The sequence below is a fragment of the Hyphomonas sp. ske169 genome, assembly GCF_056850855.1.
Window position 1 is genome coordinate 2,160,161 of sequence record NZ_CP096146.1, and the last position, 21,990, is coordinate 2,182,150.

Consider the following 21,990-nt stretch of genomic DNA (forward strand, 5'->3'; position numbering starts at 1 on the left):
GTAGTGCAATGGGCGACAAACTCGTAACTTTGTTTGGCGGCTCTGGGTTTATCGGGCGTTATGCCGCTCGTAGCCTTGTTCAAGCCGGTTACCGCGTTCGGGTTGCGGTGCGTCGACCGCATCTGGCTGGAGATGTGCGGCTCGCGGGTGCACCTGGCTGGGTCGATATCGTTCAAGCCAATGTTCGGCACAAAGCTTCTGTGGAAGCGGCCATAGAGGGCGCTGATGCGGTCGTGAACCTGGTCGGTATCCTTTATGAAAAAGGCCGCCAGAGTTTTGAAGGCGCTCAGCGCGAAGGCGCAAAAAACATCGCAGAAGCTTGCGCGGCGGCGAATGTTGAAACCCTGGTGCATGTTTCGGCGATCGGCGCGGACCCTGACTCTCGCGCTGATTATGCAAAAACCAAAGCAGAAGCCGAGCAAGCAGTCCGGAGCGCGGTGCCCAGTGCGGTCATTCTGCGTCCATCGATCGTTTTTGGCCCGGAAGACCAGTTCTTCAATCGCTTTGCAGCGATGTCGTCGCATCCGATTTCGACATTCGCGCCTTTCCTTCCGGCCATTGGCGGCGGAGACACGAAACTGCAGCCGGTTTACGCCGGAGATGTTGCTGACGCGATCGCCAATGCGGTTTCCAGAAGCGATGCCGCCGGCAAGACTTATGAGCTTGGCGGCCCGCGCGTCTATTCCTTCAACGACCTCTACGACTATATCGGCAAAACAATTGACCGAAAGCGGTACGCGCTTCCGCTGCCATTCTTCATCGCCAAACCGCTCGGTCTGACCTTTGGAGCGGTGTTTCGGTATGTTTGGCCACTATCTTCTGGGATTTTTGGTGCACCACCGATCACGGGTGATCAAGTCGAGATGCTGAAGACCGATAATGTCGTCTCAGACAAGGCTTTGACACTCGCTGACCTAGGGGTTGAGCATGTCGAGTCCGTCGAGGCGATTGTTCCGAGTTATCTCTATCGGTTCCGCCCTTATGGTCAGTACCACCAGGAAAGCGAAAGCGCTTAGCCGGCGCGCCCGCCAATCCGTTTCCGGACATCAATGACCACCAATCCATCACGGATGTCGATATGATGGCATCCGATGAGATCGGGCTTAAAGTCTGGTTCGACTGCCCGTTCGAGGGATTCGACATATTCGGTCATCGAGATCTTAGCGATGTTCATGAGGTTTAATCCGTAGCCATAAAGGCCATGCGAATTATTTTGTGATGCCCGCAGCACAGCTCCGTTTTCATGATGGATGCGTCCGCCATTGCGGGCGGTCCGCGCGTCAAAGACGACAGGGTTAAGCGGATGAGGGGTTAGAGTTTTCAGGTCTGGCCCATCGATCTTGTAAACATGGAGTTCGGAGTTCATCTCGCCAAAAGGATCTGTGGAAATATTGGTGAACAGCCACCATTCTCCATTGATTTCGGCGATACTGGTATCCGCAGCAATCACGTCATCGAGCAAGATGCGATCGCGTTCCCACCCGTCCGGGAAGTTGACGCATTTCCAGAGCTCTATTCGCTTCGCCCCACAGGTTTCGGGTATCATGTAAAGCTGATCGCCATGCTCAAATAAAAACGGATACGACATGTGATAGTCGCTTTTGATAATCGACCTTGTCTCGGTCAGAACACCATTTTTGAAACGCCCGACCCCGAGATGGCCGTGCGAGGTTTTATAATCGTAGATTTCAAAGAAACAGTGGGTCTCGCCATTCTTTTCCCACAGAAACGGATCAGCGTAATAGGTGTTTCCGGAGACCGGTTGAGGCGTCATTTTGGCTGGATCAAAAGCCGCGAGCGACGCCTGCGCCGTCTGCAAGTAGAACATGCCTGGTCGCAGGCCCAGTTTTGAGCCAATTTTGGTTCCGATCCGAGTGACCACCTCGCGGCCGAGATGCGTTCCATATTTGAACAGGGTTGCGAATGAGAGCGATGCGGGTTGCGCGAGGGTCTTTGATCCGGAGGCTTGAAGCGCGCCATCGAGCTGCACCCGTTTGAGCTCTCGCATGATCAGCGTGACAGATTTCTCGCAAAGATAGAGATGGTTCAGTGCCGCAATAAATTTGGTGTTCAAGGTCGCGGTGCCGATGATGTCTGCCTTGGGTGTTTCCGCGCTCAGGCGGCAAAGGTTTATCTCAATCAACCGCGAGCGAGAGACGATCGCGCGCACGGACTCATGGCCATAGGTCGGGCCAAGCATGTCTAAGACCCAGACTCCAAAACGGCACAGTTTAGGGTCAACTCCAAGTCCACACTGATGGGTCAGATCCAGAATAATATCGCATTCTAGGGTGCTGATCGCTCGTGCGTCGGTGCTGCCGATGATGGGCAATTCGGACAGAACGTTCTCGAACTCGGAGGTGTTTGCCGCCTTTGGTTTGGCGGCGAGTTTGGATTCGAGCCTCCACCACCAACCGAGCGCCGGTTTCGGACGTTCGGTCTTGTCGGCATCACGTTCAATGAGCGCAGAAAGTTCGAGTCCCGAGGTGGCTTCTATGCGCGTGGCAAGCCGCTGCATCCAAGGCTCGAGGTCGCCTCGGCGGTCACAGACAAGCGCGATTTTTAATGGCTCGTTCGCCATGAGCGTTTTCCCAACCCCTAAAACTCTAACCTACCACGGCACCGTCACACCCTGCTGTTCGGCAAGTGCCATGAAGGACGAAAGCATGTTGGCATCAACCTCTACTCCGTTTTCAAGACTATCTTCGTATTGTTGCCAACGCACCTGACCCGGAAAGCGCGTTTCACTATCTTGCGGGGTCGCGTTGAGCGCAGCGCCGAGCGCATCCATTCGATCGAAATACGTTTCGAGCGACAGCCAGACTTGGGTGTTGAGGACCATAAAGAAGTGCCCATTTTCCCCGCTTCGTTCGAAATTTTTGTACATCGATCCAACCTGGTGAGAGATCGCGGCGCCGGTGAGCACCGCACTCAATATCTCGACCATCAAAGCGAGCCCGAAGCCTTTCGCGCCAGCCGCTGGCAGCAGAGTTCCTGCCATAACTTCATTGGGATCCAGAATTGGATTTCCCTCGCCATCAATCGCAACGCCTGGCTCGAATGTTTCACCTGCGACGATTTTCTCGCGCACCGTGGAGCCGGCGACAGCCGCGGTCGACATGTCCACCAAGACGTGATGCCCATCTCGTCGAGGTGCTCCGAAGGTAAATGGGTTCGTGCCGAGCACAGCTTGAAGCCCGCCAGGTGCCGCGACTTTTGGAAATGAATTGCTGAGGACTAAGCTAAGCTTCCCAGCTTCCGCGGCGCGGGCAGCATAGTAAGCGCCGGCGCCGAAAAAGTTGCTATTGTGAACCCCTACAATGCCAATCCCGAATGTTTCGGAAAGTTCGATTGCGCGATCTATCGCGATCCGTCCCGCGTGATGTCCGAAGGCTTGGTCCGCATCTAGCCGCTCCATCGTGGGGCTCAAGGAGTCGAATTTCATATTTGGCGCGCTGCGAAGGGTCCCGGCAGAGACGTGTTTCAGCAGGATTGGAAGTCGCTCAATTCCGTGATTCCGGCGTCCAACCATATCGCACCAGATAAGGTTTTCGGTCACGGTTTGAGCTTGTTCAGAACTAATACCAGCGCTGAGCAGGATATCTTGGGTAACAGCTGACAGCTCGGAATGATTAAGTCTCATGCGCTTTATTTCGCGACCGCGCCCTTTATTTTATTGAACACACGCGAAAGGTCGCCTCGGGTCTCAGCCAACATCGGGCCAGGGTCTGTTAAGCTGAAATAGGACAGAATGAACTTCTGTTCGAATAGGCTTTTGAGCCAGCCAAAGGTGGTGATCTCTTTGCGTTTGCGCAGGGCGAGAAAGGCAATCAGGTCTCGCATCGGATTGAGCATTCTAAGCTTACTCGAATATGTATCAAATGTCGGAACAGGCTGACCTGTCAGATGGCAGTAAATGATCTCATCAATCGGCGCGCCCGCATCGGTGACCAGGCGATGCGCGGCTGTGAATCTTGCATTCACTTCAATGATCTTCAGCTGACCATCGCGCGTGTCTGTTTTAAACTCCACATTCGCAATGCCCTGCCACTCCAGGCCATCAAATAAGCGCTGTCCCATTTCTGCGGTTTTGGGCAGCCACTCAGATTGATGCATGGATGAGCCGCCGCGATTGATCGGCCATCTGCGGATGACGCTCTTTGTATAATCGTAGAGCTTCACGCCATCCTTTGTCCGATAGGTATAGTAGCTATTAAGCAGACGATCTGGACCTGGGATCATCTCGACAACCATGACCTGGTGATTTTTCTCGTGTGCCAGCGCTACCTTTTCGACGACTTCATCGAAACTGTCCTCAATGATGAAGAGCTTCTTCCCGAAAGTGTGGACAAACGCATAGGAGTCGATCGGCTTCACCATAACCGGAAACATGATCTCGTCTTTGATCTTCTCAACGTCAGAAATCGATTGGACCGTCCAATGCTTCGGCGCCGGCACGCCAACGCTATGGGCGGCATCGAGAGTCGCCTGTTTGTCGAGCATCATCTCACGCTGCTCAGGCACAAGCTCTTCCAAGGCATAGTGTTCGGACAGGGCTTGATAATTCGCGACGATAAACGCCAAAGACTCATCACAACACGGCAGCACAATATTGTTCTGGAGTGCCGCGGGCCGGTCCGTCAGAAGCAGGTTAGCCCAATATTCGGTTGCATCCGCTTTTGCCGGCACCACGAATGTCTGCTTGCAGTACTTCGAGTAAATTGCCCGAGAGTCCGAATAGCCGCTTGCGACAATCGGGACGCCTTTCTTGCCTAAGTTTCGGGCCACGGCGACGGCGTTTTGCTTGCCCCCGAGCAAAAGAACGGGCGTGGATGGGTCGAATTTGGTCATAACTGAATTGTGCCCATTTTGCTGGTGAACATCCGATCTAACAATTGCGGGGCGAGCTTTGCGCTCTGAGATGGATTAGAGACGAGATAGTGATGATGAATCCCGGGGTTTACATTGATCTCATTGAAATAGGTGTCCCCGTCGAGCAGAGGTGCAGATATGTCGTCTGAGGTTATATCGAGTCCCGCAAATTTGAGACCAAAATCTCGGACGAGGCGGGCGCCAAGCTCAATGATTTCCGCGTTCACTAGCTCGCGGACAATGTGGTTCTCAGCAGCTGAGTTTTCATTGACGGCCAATTTTACGCGAGCGGATGTCCCGGCCGCTAAAACCGTTTTTGGGGTCAAACCATCGGCGGTTAATGTGTTTCGACTCTCTTGGTCGAGGATAAGCGGATTCAGCGCGCGAATATTATTTATGTCTTCGCGAGCGCTGTTTTCGGCTTTCACGAGATGGGCGATGGTTGACGTACCGTCTCCGGTGACACTGGGAGAATCGCGTCTGACAGCGTCTAGAAACTCGCCATTTAAATAGACTAGGCGATAACATGCTCCGGTCAGTTGTTTTTCCGCGATGAGGCGCGGATTGTATCCGGATGCATGCTGCGCCGCTGCCTTAAGCGCGCTCAAATTGGTAATGCCGGTGACGACGCCCTGACCGCCCCCGGTGCCATCGGCAGGCTTTACGACGATCGGTCCGGCTTGCGCTTTGAGAAATTGCTCAGCCTCGGAAAGAGAGCCGAGCGTGAAATTCTTGAATTCAGGCAAGCGCAGTGATTTCTGGACCATCAATTCGTAATGAAGGGCTTTGTTCGCGAAGACGCTCAGCGTGATGTCGCTATCCAGCATGAGGTCAGATTGGCGGACATAGGTGGCGAGATTGTTTTTGCGAATTTCCAAGAGGCCATTTGGCTTTGCCGATATTTCTGCTCCAATCGCCTCAGCCGAATTGGTCCAAAGATCAGAATAGAATTTCGCCCGCACCGGTCTTAAACGGCGCCGCGCGAGACCCGCGTGCAAATTCAGGAGGCGCCGCTTATTCCGACGCCATTGCCGTACAAGAGATCCCGATGCCATCGCCCAATCCACCCATTCGCGAAACTACGCCATCTATTCGATAAATGCGCAATCAGTATCGCGAAGTTGATCATCAACCCAGGCGTTTGAGAAATCGCCGCGTTTGACACTTTCAACATAAGCGGCTTGCCGGTCTTTGCTGGCTTGAAGTCGCGACAGGATTTCAGGTCCATAGTCTTTCGGAACCACTGCGATGCCGGTTGCATCTGCTTTGATGATATCGCCTGGGTTCACAACTACGCCGCCGCAAGAGACCGGTGTGTTGATCTCGCCTGGACCGCGATGAAGAGGGCCGAACGGGGTCACGCCGCGCGCATAGACGGGTAAACCTGTCTCGCGGACGCCGTCGACATCTCTGATCAAGCCATCAATGATGAAGCCTGCAATGCCCCGATGTTTGGCTTTATTCGCCACCAGATCGCCGAACACAGCATTCGTCATGGCACCGCTGCAATCCACCACGACCACGTCGCCGGGTTTGGCAATGTCCAGCGTTTTGTGGATCATCAAATTATCGCCGGGGTATAGCTTCACGGTGAGCGCTGGCCCAAGCAGTTCTTTGTCGTTTGATAAGTTTCGAAGCTTGCCGCTCATCGCGTATAAGCGGTTCATCGCGTCGGAAACATCGGCAGTTTCAAAGTCGGAAAACTTGCTAATCAGATCGGGCGATGGGCGGTCAAAATCCGAACGGATCATGAAGCCAGGTCCAGGCGTCATCTCCGCTGACTTGAGTTTCTCAGCCATGCTATCCTCGTCTACTTTTCTCTATTTTTTGGATGCAAGCGCTATACCGACTCGGTATCGGCGATCTTCCCAAAGATATTCTCGCCCAGCGGGTCACGACCGTCCTGATTGACTTTAATGTACAGGATTGCAGCACCAGCGGCTTTTACACGCTCGTGGAAAATTGAAGACCCCAGAAAGACAACCAGATCGCCAACTTTTTCATTGAGGGTTATGGCTTTTTCCAACTCGTAGATCTGAGCTAAATCAGGATGATCGCGATCGGTCATGAACACTGCGCGTTCTTCCGGGTTCGGTCCGAAATCCAATTCTGGAAAAACACAAACTGTCGAACCTTCCGGCAAGAAGACAGGAAGTCCGATCGACACGGAAGACGCTGCGCGATCCTTGTGAGGCGCGGGATAATCTTCCGCGGCTGCGTCATAGACTTTGAGGTGACGTTCTGAAATCGTCAGCGCGTCTTTGTCATATCCGAGCAAAGCGGCCATTCCGTCACGGAATTCGATGGCGTCTTTGTCAGATGGAAAATCGAATAAATATTGGCGTTTTTTGCCGTAGACCTTCCAGTCTTCTTTCTCGTTCTGCGCACTTTTCAAGGATTCTTGATAGTGGCTTTGGAGATGGTTCAAAAAACCGTCATCCAAAAGATCTTTCAGATGAACATAACCTTTGTTCACGAACTCTTCGTGAGCGTCGCCAGGATTATATTTGAAGACCATTTCACCCCCCAATTCTGGATGCTACAATACACAGAGCTTCTGCTCGTTTGATGCCTGATGCCTTCGCCACCCAGCTAGACTTGTCAGACAGTGGCTATCTATGCTCCTCCGAAATCTGAAGTGCAATAGGTATTCTTCCTAAAGCAGGGACTTTCACCTCGTAGGAGAATATTGGCCGTCTCTGCTTAAAATTTGAGCAAAATTTTTGCGCTCAGGTGGCGGCCCACGATGCGGGTCTAACATCAGACAAATCGTTTGTTCGGAATCAACGCTGCGACAACTCCATTCGGCTCGTGAGCTGGCGCGTTTGGATTGAGTGGGAAGCGGCTGGCCTTTTGGTAGAATAGCGACGCGCAAGCGATCCCCGCCATGACATAAAAGTGGATGCCTAAATCAACTGAAGACCCTGAGATAGAAGACGCAATCAAGATGTTGATACATCCCGCGCGGGCAGCAGATGCGTAGTGGACACTATCTTCGGTGGCCCAGGGCGTGTTCAGTTCGGGCTTAAATCTGAACAATTGGTAGAAGAAGACACCAAACAGGATGGCGCCAATAATCCCCAAATTTGCGAGCACACCTACAACGAAACTTGATGTGCGAACGCTCCCCGTTCCGGCGCCTAATCCGAGGGTCTGCACGAAGGCATTCAACCCGCCCATGTTCCAAGATGTCCGTTCAATCCCGCTCGCACTGCCAAGCTTGCTCGCGATCGAATTATCGAACGTCTTCACAATCGGGTCGAGGATTTCTGGCGCGATCGCGATTGCAATTGCGCCCAGCAAAGCAAGCAATGGCCCGACGGCGATAAACAGTCGCTTATTGACTGCGGAGAACGGGTTTCTCGTCCGCTGAATATCCATGCCCGTGAGCGTGACGGCATAAGCAAATGCGAGATAGACGGCGATCGCAGCATAGGCTGTTGAGGAGAACGTAAATAGTAGCGCGACGAATGTCAGCAAAGCGGCGATCCCGGTGAGGCGCGGCTTTACCCCAGCTCTCCACAACCGGAAACTGAACGCGAACAATCCTACTGAAGTGGTCGCGAATGAAGAGGCTTCAGGAAACGAACCGGTGACCCGTTTAATGCCCATAAATTGATGCGAAAACAGCTGAGCATAGTCGGCGTTTCGGATGAAATCCAAAAGCGAAGAGAGTCCCGCCGCGAAGGTGACTGTATCAATGAAAACGATAATAAAGTTTACAAACGTACATATGATGATCGCCATCGCTGCGCGTTCGATCATCTGTGCGCTGCGTGCCATGGAAGACACCATCGCGAAGACAATGATACCAGCCAGGAAGTAGACGGCCTGATTGAAATTAGAACTGGTGGCTTGCAGCGGGACCTCGATAATGCCGCGGGTTTGCGCTGCCAGCGGGAACACCAAGAACGACCCTGAAAACAAACGAGGAAGGACAACGCTCGAAACCAAGGCCCATATGCTCAGCAGTAGCAAGGTCATACCCGGACGCCCCGGCTGAAGCGCGAGCGACCCAAACGCAATGGAGCGTTCTCGAATTAGGACAGCGGCGCCAAAGAACAGCAAACTAAGGTGGCCAGGTGTGATGTTTGCAGGGCCGAACGCCATCGCCGAAGCCGCTTGCAAGAGTCCGGCGCAGCAAACGATGGTTAGCGCTAAAGCAGAAGACCGAAGCACCGAAAGCGCTGCCAAGGCAGCAATGATAATACCGATAATTGAAACGCTCAATTGGACATCGACTTTCTATTTAACTCTGCTGCGGAATTCGGTCGGTTCATTTCTAATCGCCCAAAAACACTACTCGACGCTAAAGATTGGTAATATGCGTTGGGTCAAGCTTTCCCGAGAAGATGTGTCGGATCGCCAACCAATTCCCCTTAGCGCGACCCCAGCGATCGACCCACGGTTCAGGTGCTAAGGTTTTGGCATGATTGGCGAGGAAATTTCGACTCATCAAGTGTAGGGCTTTCGGCCAAGGCAAGGTGCCTTTCCGGCTGAGATATATTGGGTTTGCGATTTGCGAATATCCGAGCCTTAAACCGGGTGATCTCGCCTTTTTGATGCCGCAGTGAACGCCCCAAAAAGCGTTGGTATGAACCAGCCGGCCGCGACCTAGAAGTTGGTTCGAAAAATCATTGTCTTCCAACCAACTGTACATTGGCAGGTTCTCATCGAATCTCACTGTTCCAATCGCTTCATTTCGAAACGCCATATTGCATCCATACAATCCCGAAACGTCTTTATAGATTTCGGGTGTCGGGGCCGGCTCGGAATCTTTTTCCTGAACCATTCGAGAGGCTTTCGCGAATGAGTATCCCGGTCCGCCGATCCCGTCTTTAAACGTATTCCCCATTGCGCCAACAATATCTGGGTTTTGGTCGAAGAAGGAAATCAGGTTCTCGATCGCAAAGCGGGATGGCACATAATCGTCATCATAGAAAATGACATAGTCGACACTGGATCCAAGGTGATCCAAGGCGCGATTGCGTTGCGTGCTTGCGCCTTTTGATCCCATGATAATTTCGACATCAGGATCGTTAAAATCGGCCGGTAAATCCGCTTCGCTTGTCACAGAGAGAACAATTCGGTCAGCATGTCGGCTCTGTGACTTCAGACACATTAGGACTTCGCCCAAAGATTCTGGTCGTCCTAAAGACGCAATCGCTACGGCAATGGTCGACATAAATTTTTTGTCCTCTATTGAACTCTCGGCGAGGTTGAGTATTTGGCTGTTGATACGGGGACAGCAAAACATATGCCATCTTAAGTTAGAGTTGGCGCGCAGAATGCATGGTTTTTCTGATGCGAGAAAAGGTGGGGAATGAGTAAGCTGAACCGCATAGTCGTATTGCATGATACACTAGACGCGATTGGTGGCGCGACAAGCCTCGCACGACTGTCTGCAATACGCTATCGTGCGATGGGGTACGACGTTGTTTTCATTACCGGAGTTCCAGACGATGGAAGCCTAAGTGAGTATGGCATCGAAACCATCGGCTTGGGGCAAGCCATGCTTCGGCAGCAGCCGCGATTTGAAGCGATCACAAGCGGGCTCTACAATTCTCATGCTGCAAAACGTGTGTCTCAATGGATCAAACGAAACGATACAGACTCGACAGCGTACCATCTTCACAATTGGGCCCAAATACTGTCACCGGGAATTTTTTCGGCCCTGTCGCCGGTGGCCAACCGCACGGTTGTTTCATGCCATGACTTGTTTAATGCCTGTCCAAACGGTGGATTACTGCACTTCCCGACGGGCGCGCCCTGTTCGCTCAAGCCGATGTCGAAAGAATGTTGGCTGAGTCAGTGCGATCGGCGCGGGACTGTACATAAATACTGGCGAATGCTGCGCCAGGTGAACCTTAATCGGCTTGCCCGGTTTGATGAAAGCGAAATGACATTTGTCAGCTTACATGAAGGCATGACGGACTTGTTGCGTTCCGTAGGCTTTAATCCGCCTTTGCTTACCAGCGTTCCTAACCCAGCCAGCGCTTACACAAATGGCCGTGTCCCCTGCGAACAAAATAAACCATTCCTCTTTGTTGGGCGCCTGTCGGCTGAAAAAGGAGCGGATATCGCGCTAAAAGAAGCGCACCAGGCCGGGGTGCCAATGATGATCATTGGCGAGGGCGATTTGGAAGATGAACTCAAAGCCAAATATCCCGAAGCGGAATTTGCTGGATTTTGCGACCATGCAGCGATCGAAAAATATGCCCAGAAGGCTCGCGGTATTATTGTCCCTAGCCGGGTTAGAGAACCGTTCGGCTTAGTGGTCGCCGAGGCAGCGCTGAGCGGCATTCCAGTTTTGATTTCTAAGCAAAGTATGTTGTCCGGAGAAATCAATTCTCGAGAAATGGGTTCAGTGTTTGACCCACTAAAGCCGGGAGATTTGGCGGGCCGATTGTCGTCATGGACTAAGAATGATGAATTGACTCGGACTATGAGTGAAAACGCATTCGCGAACGCCCATGCAATCTGCTCGTCGCCGGATGACTGGGCACAGAAATTTATCGACATCATGCAGGCAAGAATTGGATCTGCAACCGGGGCAAAAACGCCTCAAATGGCCATATAATTAGGGTGGCAGCCGAGCCTAGTCGTCAATAGTGACAGGGTTTGTAGGCCAAATGGAATAGTTCTTGCAGTTTGTACGGTCTGTCACGGGGACTGACTATAATGAAACTGCGTCACATAGTCGTAATACATGATAAAATCGAAGCTCGAGGCGGGGCGACTGAACTCGCGAGACTGAGCGCGATTCAGTATCGTAAGCTCGGATATAAAGTTACCTATATTACTGGCGCCAATGATGATCGGAGCCTGATGCGCTATGGTATCAATGTGGTCGCATTGTCTCACCCTAGCTTAGCTTCGGAAGTGTCCGCGAAAACCTTCGTCAATGGAATTTACAACCAACGCGCTTCCAAACAGATTCAGGAATTTATCGCTCAAAACGATACGCCGGATACCGGATACCATTTGCACAATTGGGCCCAGATATTGTCGCCGAGTGTCTTTGCGGCACTCGAATCAGTCGCGAGTCGGACCGTCGTGTCTTGTCATGATTTCTTCAATATCTGTCCGAATGGCGGATTGGTGAATTTTCAAAAGCGCGAAGCCTGTTCGCTGAAGCCGATGTCTGCGGCGTGTTGGGCGAGCAATTGCGACCGGCGCGGTCGCGGTCACAAAATGTGGAGAATGGCGCGTCAGGTCAGCCTCAATCACTTTGCGGATTTTGCCAATAGCCCCATGAGTTTCGTATGCTTGCATGAAGGTATGGAAAAACTCATGCGCGAGGCGGGTTTTACGCCGAAAAACTTGACCAGTATTCCGAACCCCTCTGTGCCTTATACCGACATGCGGATCGAAGCTGAGGCAAATGACAATTTCCTATATATCGGCCGCTTAACCGAGGAAAAGGGCGCCGATATTCTAGTTGAAGCGGCCAGATTGTCAGGCGTTACGGTCTCCTTTGCGGGAGAAGGTCCGCTGCGCGACAGTTTGGAAAATCAGCATGACCAAGCAAGCTTCTATGGCTTTTGCTCACGCGATCAGCTTGTAGACCATGCGAAAACAGCGCGCGCGCTGGTTGTTCCAGGGCGCTGGCGAGAGCCTTATGGCCTCGTCGTTGCGGAGGCCGCGCAAAGCGGGCTGCCAATCATTATTTCGGACCCAAGTACGCTTTCCGAACAGGTCAGGGATCTCAATCTTGGATCGGTTTTTGACCCGAGTGATTCAAGCGATCTGGCGAACGTTCTCGATCGATTCAGCAATGACAATGACCTGGTCCTTGAGACCAGCTGCAATGCCTTCGAGCGCGCCCACCATATCACCAACACGCCGATTAAATGGGCGCAATCATTTGTCGAGCTATTCAATAGAAAGCTGCAGGAAGCGTAACGCTCGACTAGAGCGGCGATAAAAGAGGGTTATTCGGAATTGGGCATCAATGGCGGCATCAGATTGTCCTCATCGTCCGCCATTTGGAACACCAGCGGATACACCACCCCTTTTCGTTTAACCGCGACGCCATCTACCATTTTCGGTTCGAATTTGAGGCTTGCGACAGCGTTGCGCGATGAGTCAACAAAACCTGGATGTCCGCATTTAACCTCTAGATTGATGACATAGCCTTCCGGGCTGACATCAAAATAATTGTCACAATGTGCGCTGACTCCCTGCTTTGCCAAGTCGATTGGGTATTCGGGCCTGGGAAGATCGATGGGTTGAGCGTCGCGGTCGGCGAAGCTCGGTGCTGTGGCAAGTGTAGCGATGCCGAAAGCTGCGGTCAGAGCGGCGCTGAGGCCGCCTGTCGTTTTAAGCGGGTTGCGGATGAGGGTCATCGAAATGTCCTTTGCGATACGTTTGACTTTCATCCGGCGAGATCGTCGGAGATAGGCATCGACAAAGGTCCGCACAGCGTAGCTGACGGAAATCCCTTCTTCCTCGCACGCGCGCTTAAAAGCTGCTTTCTTAGAGTGCGGCAGCCGCACTTCAATCATTTCTGTCTTCTTTTCCGGGCGCTGTTTGGTCATGCCGCTCTCCGAAGGATTGCCGGTCCTTATGTCAGGACCGCTTCGATGCGTCATGAAAACCGAAAGCCCGTTCATACGCCAGACTTTTCGTGTCCGGACAGGCTTTCGGTGTTCGTGTTTTGCCTAAGCCAGCATGGATTACTCGGCTTCAGTCTCTGAGCTTGTGCTTGTTTCTGTCCGCTTGATCCGTTTTACGATAATCCGTTTGTCACCGGACTCGCTGATGTCTTCATAAATGGTCTCGGTGTCGTGATCGATATCCATATCGAAATCACCTTCAACGTCTTCGAGCGCTTTTGCGATAAGCGCTTCGAGTTCTTCTTCAGACAGTTCAGAGCCTGATCCCATGCGTTTGATGGTGATCTTCTTGTCGACTTCTGTGGTCAGTTCGCCATGAATATCGCCATCCTCTGAATCACTAAACTTGAGGACTTTCATGGTTTTACGAGTGACTGTTTTGCCGTCTTCTTCGGAATCTACCTCGCTGTCATGGATGACGATATGGTCTCCCGCGGCTTCGAGTTCGGCTTGGCTGACCCCGCCTGACCCGTCAGTGTCGAGCTTTTGGATAATGTCAGCGTCATAGCCAGGCGCGATTTCGCCTTCTGTCAGCACGCCGTCCTTATTCTTATCGAGTGCTTCAAATGCGGTTGAATCTGCGGCGGATGGCAGGGCGGTGACAGAGAAGACGCCAATGGCCGCGCCGGCGGCGGTGGCGAGGGTTTTAAATCGATGTCGTGCGAGGGTCATAGTGATCTCCTGGACCGGATGGGGTTGTTCGGCCAGTCGAGCCTCCTCGATATAGTCAGCAATGTATCGTCGCAGAGCTTGCGAGGCGGTTTCGCCTCTTTGCTTTGTCGCCGCCATGAAGTCTTGCTTCTGTTGGAATGGCAGTCGGATGTCTAAGCTTTCGCTTTTCTTTTCTCGGCGCGTCATCACTACTCGATCAGATTGGCTGGACCAGTGGTCCGCACTTTTCGACATATCCCGTCTTATAAAAGGATGATCGTGCCAAGACGCCAGTAAAAAAGTGTCAGGACAGAATTTTCTTCAATTAAATCAATCCCAGAATGGGTGCGGCGAGAATGAGTCCGAACCCTAGCAAGAGCCGGTAGATGACAAAGGGGAGAAAGCTCATCCGCTTGATCAACGTCATCAAAGCATGGATCGAGGCGAGGCCAGAGACAAAAGCTAGCGCGGCGACGATTAATCCGTCTTGCGGCGTGACGACCCCACCTGTGATGTCTGCACTCAGCAATCCAACGGCACCATAAAGTCCAGCTGCTGCCAAAATTGGGGCGCCGATTAGCATCGAAAACCGCGCTGCTTCGGTGCGCTCATAACCAAGGGCGCGGGCTGCGGTCATGGTGATCCCAGACCGGCTAGTACCCGGGATTAAGGCGGCAATTGCTTGGGTGGCGCCGATCATCACCGCGTGCCCGATTGTCATATCCGCTTCGGTTCTCGTTTTTCCGCCTGCGACATCGGCCCACCATAGAAGCAGGCCAAAGCCGATCGTCGCCCCAGCGACAGTCCAAACGCTGCGAAGATTGGCTTGAATGCTGTCTGGAACAAACATTTCATGAGCTATAGCGGCCACCAGTGCGAGTGGGGTCGCGACAATAATGCATAGCGCGAGATGGGCGCCTCGCGAGAGGGGTTGTTTGCTGACCCCTGCGCCGAGCAGCTCGAACCCTCCGCGCGTGGCTGCCAAGACGTCTTTTCGGAAGTAAATCAGCATCGCGGCGAGGGTGCCTAGGTTCGACACAGCATTGATCAGAAGTTCGTCGCGCCCTTCAAGCGTGAATAAGTTTGCCGCGAGCAGCACGTGCCCGGAAGACGAAATTGGAAGCCATTCCGTCACGCCTTGAACCAACGCGATAATTATGAGTTGAAGCAGTGACATCAAGAACCCACAGATTTCGATTAATGACGCGGTCTCGCATAATTCGCGCCAACACGCACGGCTCAAATAAATATATTGATGTGATATATTTTCATTCTATGCCTATCTGTGTACATCGTTTTGGCTCATTCAAGGCAGTGAATAAATACCATAATGATATAGAAAGGTAGAATTCACCCTTGCTGCCCCGATTATCATTGCGCATAAGCAAGCCTCTACCCTTGGGAGCTCGTTATGGCAGAAAAGATGCTGAAATTCATCAAAGTTGATCGCGCGATGCCGAAAAAGCGTTCGGCGAAAACGCGCAAAACCGACTTTAATGAGATTTATGGCGATTATGCCCAAAAGGCTGCGCGCGACCAAGCATCGCGCTGTTCGCAATGTGGGGTTCCGTTCTGCCAGCAAGGCTGTCCGCTTCAGAATAATATCCCAGATTGGCTCAAACTCGCAGCCGAGGATCGGTTGGAGGAGGCCTATGCCGTCTCAAGCGCGACCAATAATATGCCGGAAATCTGTGGCCGGATTTGTCCGCAAGACCGGCTGTGCGAAGGCATTTGTACGATCGAACAATCCGGGCACGGCACGGTGACCATCGGCTCCATCGAGCGCCACATCACTGACACGGCATGGGACAAGGGCTGGGTCAAACCGATTGCACCGCCGCGCGAGCGAAAGCAATCGGCAGGCATTATCGGCGCGGGGCCAGGCGGACTGGCGGCGGCAGAGCAACTTCGCCGTAAAGGCTATCAAGTGACTGTTTATGACCGCTATGATCGCGGCGGCGGTTTGTTGGTCTATGGCATTCCCGGCTTCAAGCTCGAAAAAGACATTGTCGAGCGCCGGATCAAATTGCTGGAAGAGGGCGGGATCACCTTCCGGTTCAATTGCGATGTCGGCCAAGAGATTAGCCTAAATGAAATTCGCGACAGTCATGACACCGTTTTGATCGCGACGGGTGTTTACAAAGCGCGGGATCTGAAAGTGCCGGGCGTCGGCGCTGACGGGGTTCACCCAGCGCTGGATTACTTAACCGCCTCGAACCGTGTCAGCTTCGGTGACAGCGTGGACCGGTTTGAAACCGGAGAGCTCAATGCAGACGGTAAGCGCGTTATCGTGATTGGTGGCGGGGACACGGCGATGGATTGTGTCCGTACAGCGGTGCGCCAGGGCGCGAAATCGGTCACCTGTCTCTATCGTCGCGACCGCGCGAACATGCCAGGCTCGCAACGCGAGGTGGCGAATGCCGAAGAAGAGGGCGTCAAATTCGAATGGCTCTCTGGCCCTGATGCCGTGCTGCATACCAAAGCGAACAAGGTTAAAGGCGTGAAAGTGCGCCGGATGAAGCTTGGTGCGCCAGATGCGTCTGGTCGTCAGTCGCCTGAAAAGACGGACGAAACCGTCGATATGAAGGCGGATATCGTGATCAAAGCGCTCGGGTTTGATCCTGAAGACTTGCCGGTTCTATTTGATGAATCCGCGCTACGAGTGAACCGATGGGGCGCGATCCAAGTCGACTTTAAGACGATGGAGACCAGTCTGCCGGGCGTCTATGCGGCGGGCGATATCGTGCGCGGCGCCTCGCTGGTTGTCTGGGCCATCGTTGATGGGCGCGAGGCAGCAGAGCAAATGCACAAAGCGATGCGCGCGAACGCCAAACAGCGCAAAGTTGCGGCGGAGTAAGATATGGCAGAAATTCATAAAGGACATTGTTTGTGCGGCGCGGTTCAGTTGGAAGGCCGCGGAGCGCCAAAACTCGAAATCTGCCATTGCGATATGTGTCGGCGTTGGCACGGTAGCCCCGCCATGGCGGCCTCTTTTGAGCAAGGCGTGCATATTGTAGCGGGCAAAGAACAGATCAAAGCGTTTCAGAGCTCGGACTGGGCAGAGCGCGCCTTCTGCAGCAATTGCGGCACGACATTGTATTATCACCTGACCGGTTCTGACGTTATCCACAGCAGCCAGGCGGGTCTGTTTGACCTGCCTGAAGGCCTCACCATTCACGAAGAAATCTTCGTCGACGAACAACCTGATTATTATCGCTTCGATACAGACGCGCCGCGGATCACCAGCGCGCAAATGTTTGAGCGGTTCGAAAAATACCAAGCGGAGCAACAAAACAATGACTGATTTTGTTCGCAATTATCAAGACAATCGTCAGCGCCTGATCGATGCGCACGCCTATAATCCTGAAGACGAGCACAGCGCTTGTGGGGTTGGCCTTGTGGCAGCGCTCGACGGCAAGCCGCGGCGCGAGATCGTCGAGATGGGTATTAAGGCCCTGAAGAATGTTTGGCACCGCGGTGCCGTCGATGCGGATGGCAAAACCGGCGATGGGGCCGGCATCCGCGTTGAAGTCCCGCAGGAATTCTTCCGCTATCAAGTCAGCCGCTGCGGCCATGAACCAACAGAGGACCCGATCTGTGTCGGTCAAATCTTCTTGCCGCGTACGGATCTCGGTCAGCAAGAAGCGGCGCGGGCAATTGTTGAAACGGAAATCCTGCATTTCGGCTTCTATATCTATGGCTGGCGCCAACCGCCGGTCGATGTCTCGATCATTGGTCAGAAGGCGCAAGATACGCGTCCCGAAATTGAACAAATCATGTTCCGCGATGATCGCGGCCGCGATCCAGAAGAGCTTGAGCGCGCGCTTTATATCTGTCGCCGCCGGATTGAGCGCCGGGCGCGTGAAGCCGGTATTCCAAGCTTCTATATCTGCTCGCTCAGCCACAAGTCGCTGATCTATAAAGGCATGTTCCTCGCCGAGGATATCGATAATTTCTATCTCGATCTAAAAGATGAGCGCTTTGAGTCCGCGGTTGCGATTTATCACCAGCGCTACTCGACCAACACATTTCCCCAGTGGGCGCTGGCCCAACCGTTCCGCATGCTCGCTCATAATGGCGAGATCAACACGCTGCGCGGCAATCTCAACTGGATGAAAAGCCATGAGATCAAAATGGTCTCTGGAACCTTTGGTGACTATGTCGACGATGTGAAGCCTGTGGCACCCCAAGGCAGCTCAGACTCCGGCGCGCTCGATGCGGTGTTCGAAATCCTTTGTAAGGCAGGCCGCACGGCCCCAATGACGAAAGCGCTTCTGATCCCCGAAGCCTGGTCAAAACGCGCCTCGATCATGCCTGAAAAACACGCAGCGCTTTATGCCTATTGCAACTCGGTGATGGAGCCTTGGGACGGACCGGCAGCGGTCTGCGCTTATGATGGCCGCTGGGCGGTGGCAGGTCTGGACCGTAATGGTTTGCGGCCGCTGCGCTATGCGCTGACGGGTGACGGCATTCTCGCGGTAGGGTCTGAAACTGGTATGTGCCCACTTTCGGGACATGAAGTTGTTCGCCGCGGCCATGTGCAAGCGGGCGGCATGATCGCAGCGGATCTGCAAAACGGCAAATTCTACGAGCATGAAGAAATTGTCGACGAGCTCGCCGAAGAGCATCCATATGAGAAATGGCTCAAAAACGTGCGCGATCTCGACCCGGAGATCGGCCCTGGACCAGAACCGCGCCTGTTTGAAACAGAGATGATGATGCGCCGCCAGAAAGTGGCGGGCTTCACCCTTGAAACGCTTGAGCTGATCCTCGCGCCAATGGCAGAGAATGGCAAAGAAGCGATTGGCTCAATGGGCGATGACAGCCCGGTGGCGGTCCTGTCTGAACAGTTCCGGCCGCTCTCGCACTTCTTCCGTCAGAATTTCAGCCAGGTGACCAACCCGCCGGTCGACCCCTTGCGCGAAGACCGCGTGATGAGCTTGAAAACGCGGTTCAAAAATCTTGGCAATGTCCTGACCACAGATGAGACTCAGCAAGACGTGTTCGTGCTCGAAAGTCCGGTCCTGTCGACGGGGATGTATGAGCGACTGACGGCCATGCTCGGCAAAGGTGTCCAGAAAATCGATTGTACATTCGAGCTGGACGATGCCACCGGCGATGGCGGCGCGCTGAAACAAGCGCTGGCGCGCATTCGCCAAGAAGCCGAGGATGCGGTGCGGGCAGGGCGAGAGCATATTGTTCTCACCGATGAAACCCAAGGCGATACCCATGTTGCGATCCCGATGATCTTGGCGACGGGCGCGGTACACTCGCACCTGGTTGCCCAAGGTTTGCGGTCGTTCTGTTCGATCACGGTGCGCTCATCAGAATGTATCGACACGCACTATTTCGCGGTGCTGATCGGCGTTGGCGCGACTTGCGTGAATGCCTATCTCGCTCAAGACGCGATCGCTGACCGCCATGCGCGCGGCTTGCTTGGCGATATCTCGCTTGGCGAAGCGGTGTTGAACTTCAAAAAAGCCATCGAAGCTGGCCTGCTGAAGATCATGTCCAAGATGGGGATCTCGGTGATTTCTTCCTATCGCGGCGGCTATAATTTTGAAGCGCTGGGTCTGTCGCGGGCGCTTGTGGCCGACTATTTCCCAGGCCTGGCGAGCCGGATTTCTGGGCTTGGCCTGGCCGGTATCGAAGAAAATGCGGTGACCCGTCACGAAGAGGCGTTCGATGAAGACGTCATCGCTTTGCCGGTCGGCGGCTTCTATCGCCTGCGCGCGCGTTCTGAACCGCACGCATTGGATGGCAACTCGATCCATATGTTGCAGGCTGCCTGTGATCGGGGTGAGTACAGCCTGTTCGAAAAATATGCGCAAGTCATCGACAAACGCGACCAGCCCATCCAGTTGCGCGACCTTCTGGATTTCAAACCGGCCGGTCCGGAAGAGCCGCTTGAGCGGGTGCAGTCGGTCAATGAAATCCGCAAACGGTTTGTAACGCCCGGCATGTCGCTGGGTGCGCTGAGCCCGGAAGCGCATGGCACGTTGAATGTTGCGATGAACCGGATTGGTGCCAAGTCTGTTTCTGGCGAAGGCGGCGAAGTGCGAGAGCGCTATCGGCCTTTGCCAAATGGCGACAATATGAACTCTGCGGTCAAGCAAGTGGCCTCTGGCCGGTTCGGTGTCACCGCAGAATATCTCAACAATTGCCGCGAAGTTGAAATCAAAGTTGCCCAGGGCGCGAAGCCGGGTGAAGGTGGCCAACTGCCTGGATTTAAAGTGACGGAGTTCATTGCGAAAAACCGCCACTCTACGCCGGGTGTGACGCTGATCAGCCCGCCACCCCATCATGACATTTATTCGATCGAAGATCTGGCGCAGCTCATCTACGACCTTAAGCAGATCAATCCGGACTGCCGGGTTTGCGTAAAACTCGTTGCGCAATCGGGCGTCGGCACGGTCGCTGCGGGTGTGGCCAAGGCGAAGGCAGACGTGATCCTGATCGCAGGCGGGGTTGGCGGTACCGGCGCCTCACCGCAGACCAGTATCAAATATGCCGGGCTGCCGTGGGAAATGGGGCTGGCTGAAGCGCACCAAGTGCTCAGCCTCAACAATCTTCGCGACAAAGTCACCTTGCGGACCGATGGCGGTCTGCGCACCGGACGAGACATTGTGATTGCCGCGATGCTCGGTGCCGAAGAATATGGCATCGGCACCGCCAGCTTGGTGGCTATGGGCTGTATCATGGTGCGTCAGTGCCACTCCAATACGTGCCCGGTTGGCGTCTGTACCCAGGACGAGTCTTTGCGAGCCAAGTTCACCGGCACTGCCGACAAAGTCATCAACCTGATGAGCTTCATTGCTGAAGATGTGCGCCGGATTTTGGCGTCGCTGGGCCTGAACTCTCTGGATGAAGCAATCGGCCGGACGGATCTCTTGGCGCAAGTGTCTCGCGGGGCTCCGCACTTGGATGATTTGGACTTGAACCCGCTGCTCGTGCAAGTCGATACAGCTGAGCCGGTCACCTATGAACCGGATCGCCGCGAAGATGTGCCCGACACGCTCGACGCGCAAATCCTCCGCGATGGCGATCCTTTCTTCGCACGCGGCGAGAAAATGCAGCTGACTTACGAAGTGCAGAACGTTCAGCGCTCAATCGGCGCCCGGTCTAGCTCCGCGATTGTTCGTAAATTTGGCGAGAAGGCGTTGCCAGAGGGCCGCTTGCACATTCGCCTGACTGGAAGTGCAGGCCAATCACTAGGCGCGTTTAGTGTGCAAGGGCTGCTGCTCGACGTGATTGGCGATGCGAATGACTATGTTGGCAAAGGCCTGTCCGGCGCGACTATCCAACTTCGCCCGCCCGCGAACGCCTCTTACCAAAGCGGCGAAAACACCATTATCGGCAATACTTGTCTCTATGGCGCAACCAGCGGCAATCTTTATGCGGCAGGGCAAGCGGGGGTCCGTTTCGGCGTCCGTAACTCAGGCGCGGAAGCGGTTGTCGAAGGCTGCGGCGCAAATGGCTGCGAATATATGACCGGTGGCCGCGTCGCGATCTTGGGCTCTGTTGGTGATAATTTTGGGGCCGGGATGACCGGCGGTGTCGCCTATATCTGGGACCCAGAAAAGCGGTTTGAACATGTTGCAAACCCAGATGCGATTGATTGGTATGCCGTCGGCACGATGGATCAAAAACATGTGGATGTGTTCAAGACGATGCTGGAAATTCATCGAGAACGCACAGGGTCTCAGCGCGCCACAGAGCTGCTCAATGAATGGGATCAAACCCTCTCTGACACTTTGATGATTGTGCCTAAGGAAATCTCTGAACGTGTGCTTGGCGACACTGGAAAGCAAAAGGTAGGTTAGGCCTGCAGTATAAGGCCTTGCACTTC

17 protein-coding genes are annotated in these 21,990 nt (G+C 53.8%); 6 read left to right on the top strand and 11 right to left on the bottom strand.

Features of this window, described 5'->3' with window-relative positions:
• Positions 1-8 precede the first annotated feature (8 nt).
• Entirely contained in the window at positions 9-1,016 is a 1,008-nt protein-coding gene (locus tag MY069_RS10540) for a complex I NDUFA9 subunit family protein (RefSeq protein WP_482793743.1), read from the top strand.
• Here MY069_RS10540 and MY069_RS10545 read toward each other — a convergent pair.
• The 8 genes from MY069_RS10545 to MY069_RS10580 all read right to left on the bottom strand — a co-directional run bounded on the left by MY069_RS10545 (position 1,013) and on the right by MY069_RS10580 (position 10,057).
• Positions 1,013-2,581 carry a glucosamine inositolphosphorylceramide transferase family protein gene (locus MY069_RS10545; protein WP_482793744.1) on the bottom strand — a complete coding sequence of 523 codons (1,569 nt, stop codon included), beginning with the start codon at positions 2,579-2,581 and terminating at the stop codon, positions 1,013-1,015. The two genes, MY069_RS10540 and MY069_RS10545, sit on opposite strands and share 4 nt — an antisense overlap.
• Positions 2,582-2,611: 30 nt before the next feature.
• A complete protein-coding gene (locus tag MY069_RS10550) occupies positions 2,612-3,643 on the bottom strand; it encodes an Ldh family oxidoreductase (protein WP_482793745.1) in 1,032 nt (343 codons plus the stop codon).
• Positions 3,644-3,648: 5 nt separating this feature from the next.
• Positions 3,649-4,851, bottom strand: coding sequence for a carboxylate--amine ligase (locus tag MY069_RS10555; protein ID WP_482793746.1), 1,203 nt, complete (start codon positions 4,849-4,851; stop codon positions 3,649-3,651).
• Positions 4,848-5,927, bottom strand: a complete 1,080-nt coding sequence (locus tag MY069_RS10560) for a hypothetical protein (protein ID WP_482793747.1) — start codon at positions 5,925-5,927, stop codon at positions 4,848-4,850. The genes MY069_RS10555 and MY069_RS10560 overlap by 4 nt, the downstream gene beginning before the upstream one ends.
• 33 nt (positions 5,928-5,960) lie before the next feature.
• Positions 5,961-6,671, bottom strand: a complete 711-nt coding sequence (locus MY069_RS10565) for an RraA family protein (RefSeq protein WP_482793748.1) — start codon at positions 6,669-6,671, stop codon at positions 5,961-5,963.
• Positions 6,672-6,712: 41 nt separating this feature from the next.
• Positions 6,713-7,390, bottom strand: a complete 678-nt coding sequence (locus MY069_RS10570; RefSeq protein ID WP_482793749.1) for a hypothetical protein — start codon at positions 7,388-7,390, stop codon at positions 6,713-6,715.
• Between the two features lie 242 nt (positions 7,391-7,632).
• Complete coding sequence (locus tag MY069_RS10575; protein WP_482793750.1) at positions 7,633-9,102, bottom strand: hypothetical protein; 1,470 nt, start codon at positions 9,100-9,102, stop codon at positions 7,633-7,635.
• 79 nt (positions 9,103-9,181) lie between these two features.
• Entirely contained in the window at positions 9,182-10,057 is an 876-nt protein-coding gene (locus MY069_RS10580) for a glycosyltransferase family 2 protein (RefSeq protein ID WP_482793751.1), read from the bottom strand.
• Positions 10,058-10,195: 138 nt separating this feature from the next.
• On the opposite strand from MY069_RS10580, the gene MY069_RS10585 reads away from it, so the two are divergent.
• Both MY069_RS10585 and MY069_RS10590 read left to right on the top strand, forming a co-directional pair.
• Positions 10,196-11,452 (top strand): glycosyltransferase family 4 protein, encoded by a 1,257-nt coding sequence (locus MY069_RS10585; RefSeq protein ID WP_482793752.1) that lies wholly within the window; start codon positions 10,196-10,198, stop codon positions 11,450-11,452.
• Between the two features lie 101 nt (positions 11,453-11,553).
• On the top strand, positions 11,554-12,777 hold the full coding sequence (locus tag MY069_RS10590; protein WP_482793753.1) for a glycosyltransferase: 1,224 nt from the start codon (positions 11,554-11,556) through the stop codon (positions 12,775-12,777).
• A gap of 29 nt (positions 12,778-12,806) precedes the next feature.
• Here MY069_RS10590 and MY069_RS10595 read toward each other — a convergent pair whose 3' ends face one another.
• The 3 genes from MY069_RS10595 to MY069_RS10605 form a co-directional block, all read right to left on the bottom strand.
• Positions 12,807-13,412, bottom strand: coding sequence for an energy transducer TonB (locus MY069_RS10595; RefSeq protein ID WP_482793754.1), 606 nt, complete (start codon positions 13,410-13,412; stop codon positions 12,807-12,809).
• Between the two features lie 138 nt (positions 13,413-13,550).
• Positions 13,551-14,396 carry a hypothetical protein gene (locus tag MY069_RS10600; protein ID WP_482793755.1) on the bottom strand — a complete coding sequence of 282 codons (846 nt, stop codon included), beginning with the start codon at positions 14,394-14,396 and terminating at the stop codon, positions 13,551-13,553.
• Positions 14,397-14,466: 70 nt separating this feature from the next.
• Complete coding sequence (locus MY069_RS10605; RefSeq protein WP_482793756.1) at positions 14,467-15,318, bottom strand: undecaprenyl-diphosphate phosphatase; 852 nt, start codon at positions 15,316-15,318, stop codon at positions 14,467-14,469.
• 234 nt (positions 15,319-15,552) lie between these two features.
• On the opposite strand from MY069_RS10605, the gene MY069_RS10610 reads away from it, so the two are divergent.
• Genes MY069_RS10610 through gltB form a run of 3 tightly spaced genes read left to right on the top strand, consistent with a single transcriptional unit; the run spans position 15,553 to position 21,964 of the window.
• On the top strand, positions 15,553-16,998 hold the full coding sequence (locus MY069_RS10610) for an NAD(P)-dependent oxidoreductase (RefSeq protein ID WP_482793757.1): 1,446 nt from the start codon (positions 15,553-15,555) through the stop codon (positions 16,996-16,998).
• Between the two features lie 3 nt (positions 16,999-17,001).
• Entirely contained in the window at positions 17,002-17,445 is a 444-nt protein-coding gene (locus MY069_RS10615; protein ID WP_482793758.1) for a GFA family protein, read from the top strand.
• Positions 17,438-21,964: a glutamate synthase large subunit gene (gene gltB / locus MY069_RS10620; RefSeq protein WP_482793759.1), complete on the top strand. Its 4,527-nt coding sequence runs from the start codon at positions 17,438-17,440 to the stop codon at positions 21,962-21,964. The genes MY069_RS10615 and gltB overlap by 8 nt, the downstream gene beginning before the upstream one ends.
• The last annotated feature ends 26 nt before the right edge of the window (positions 21,965-21,990 follow it).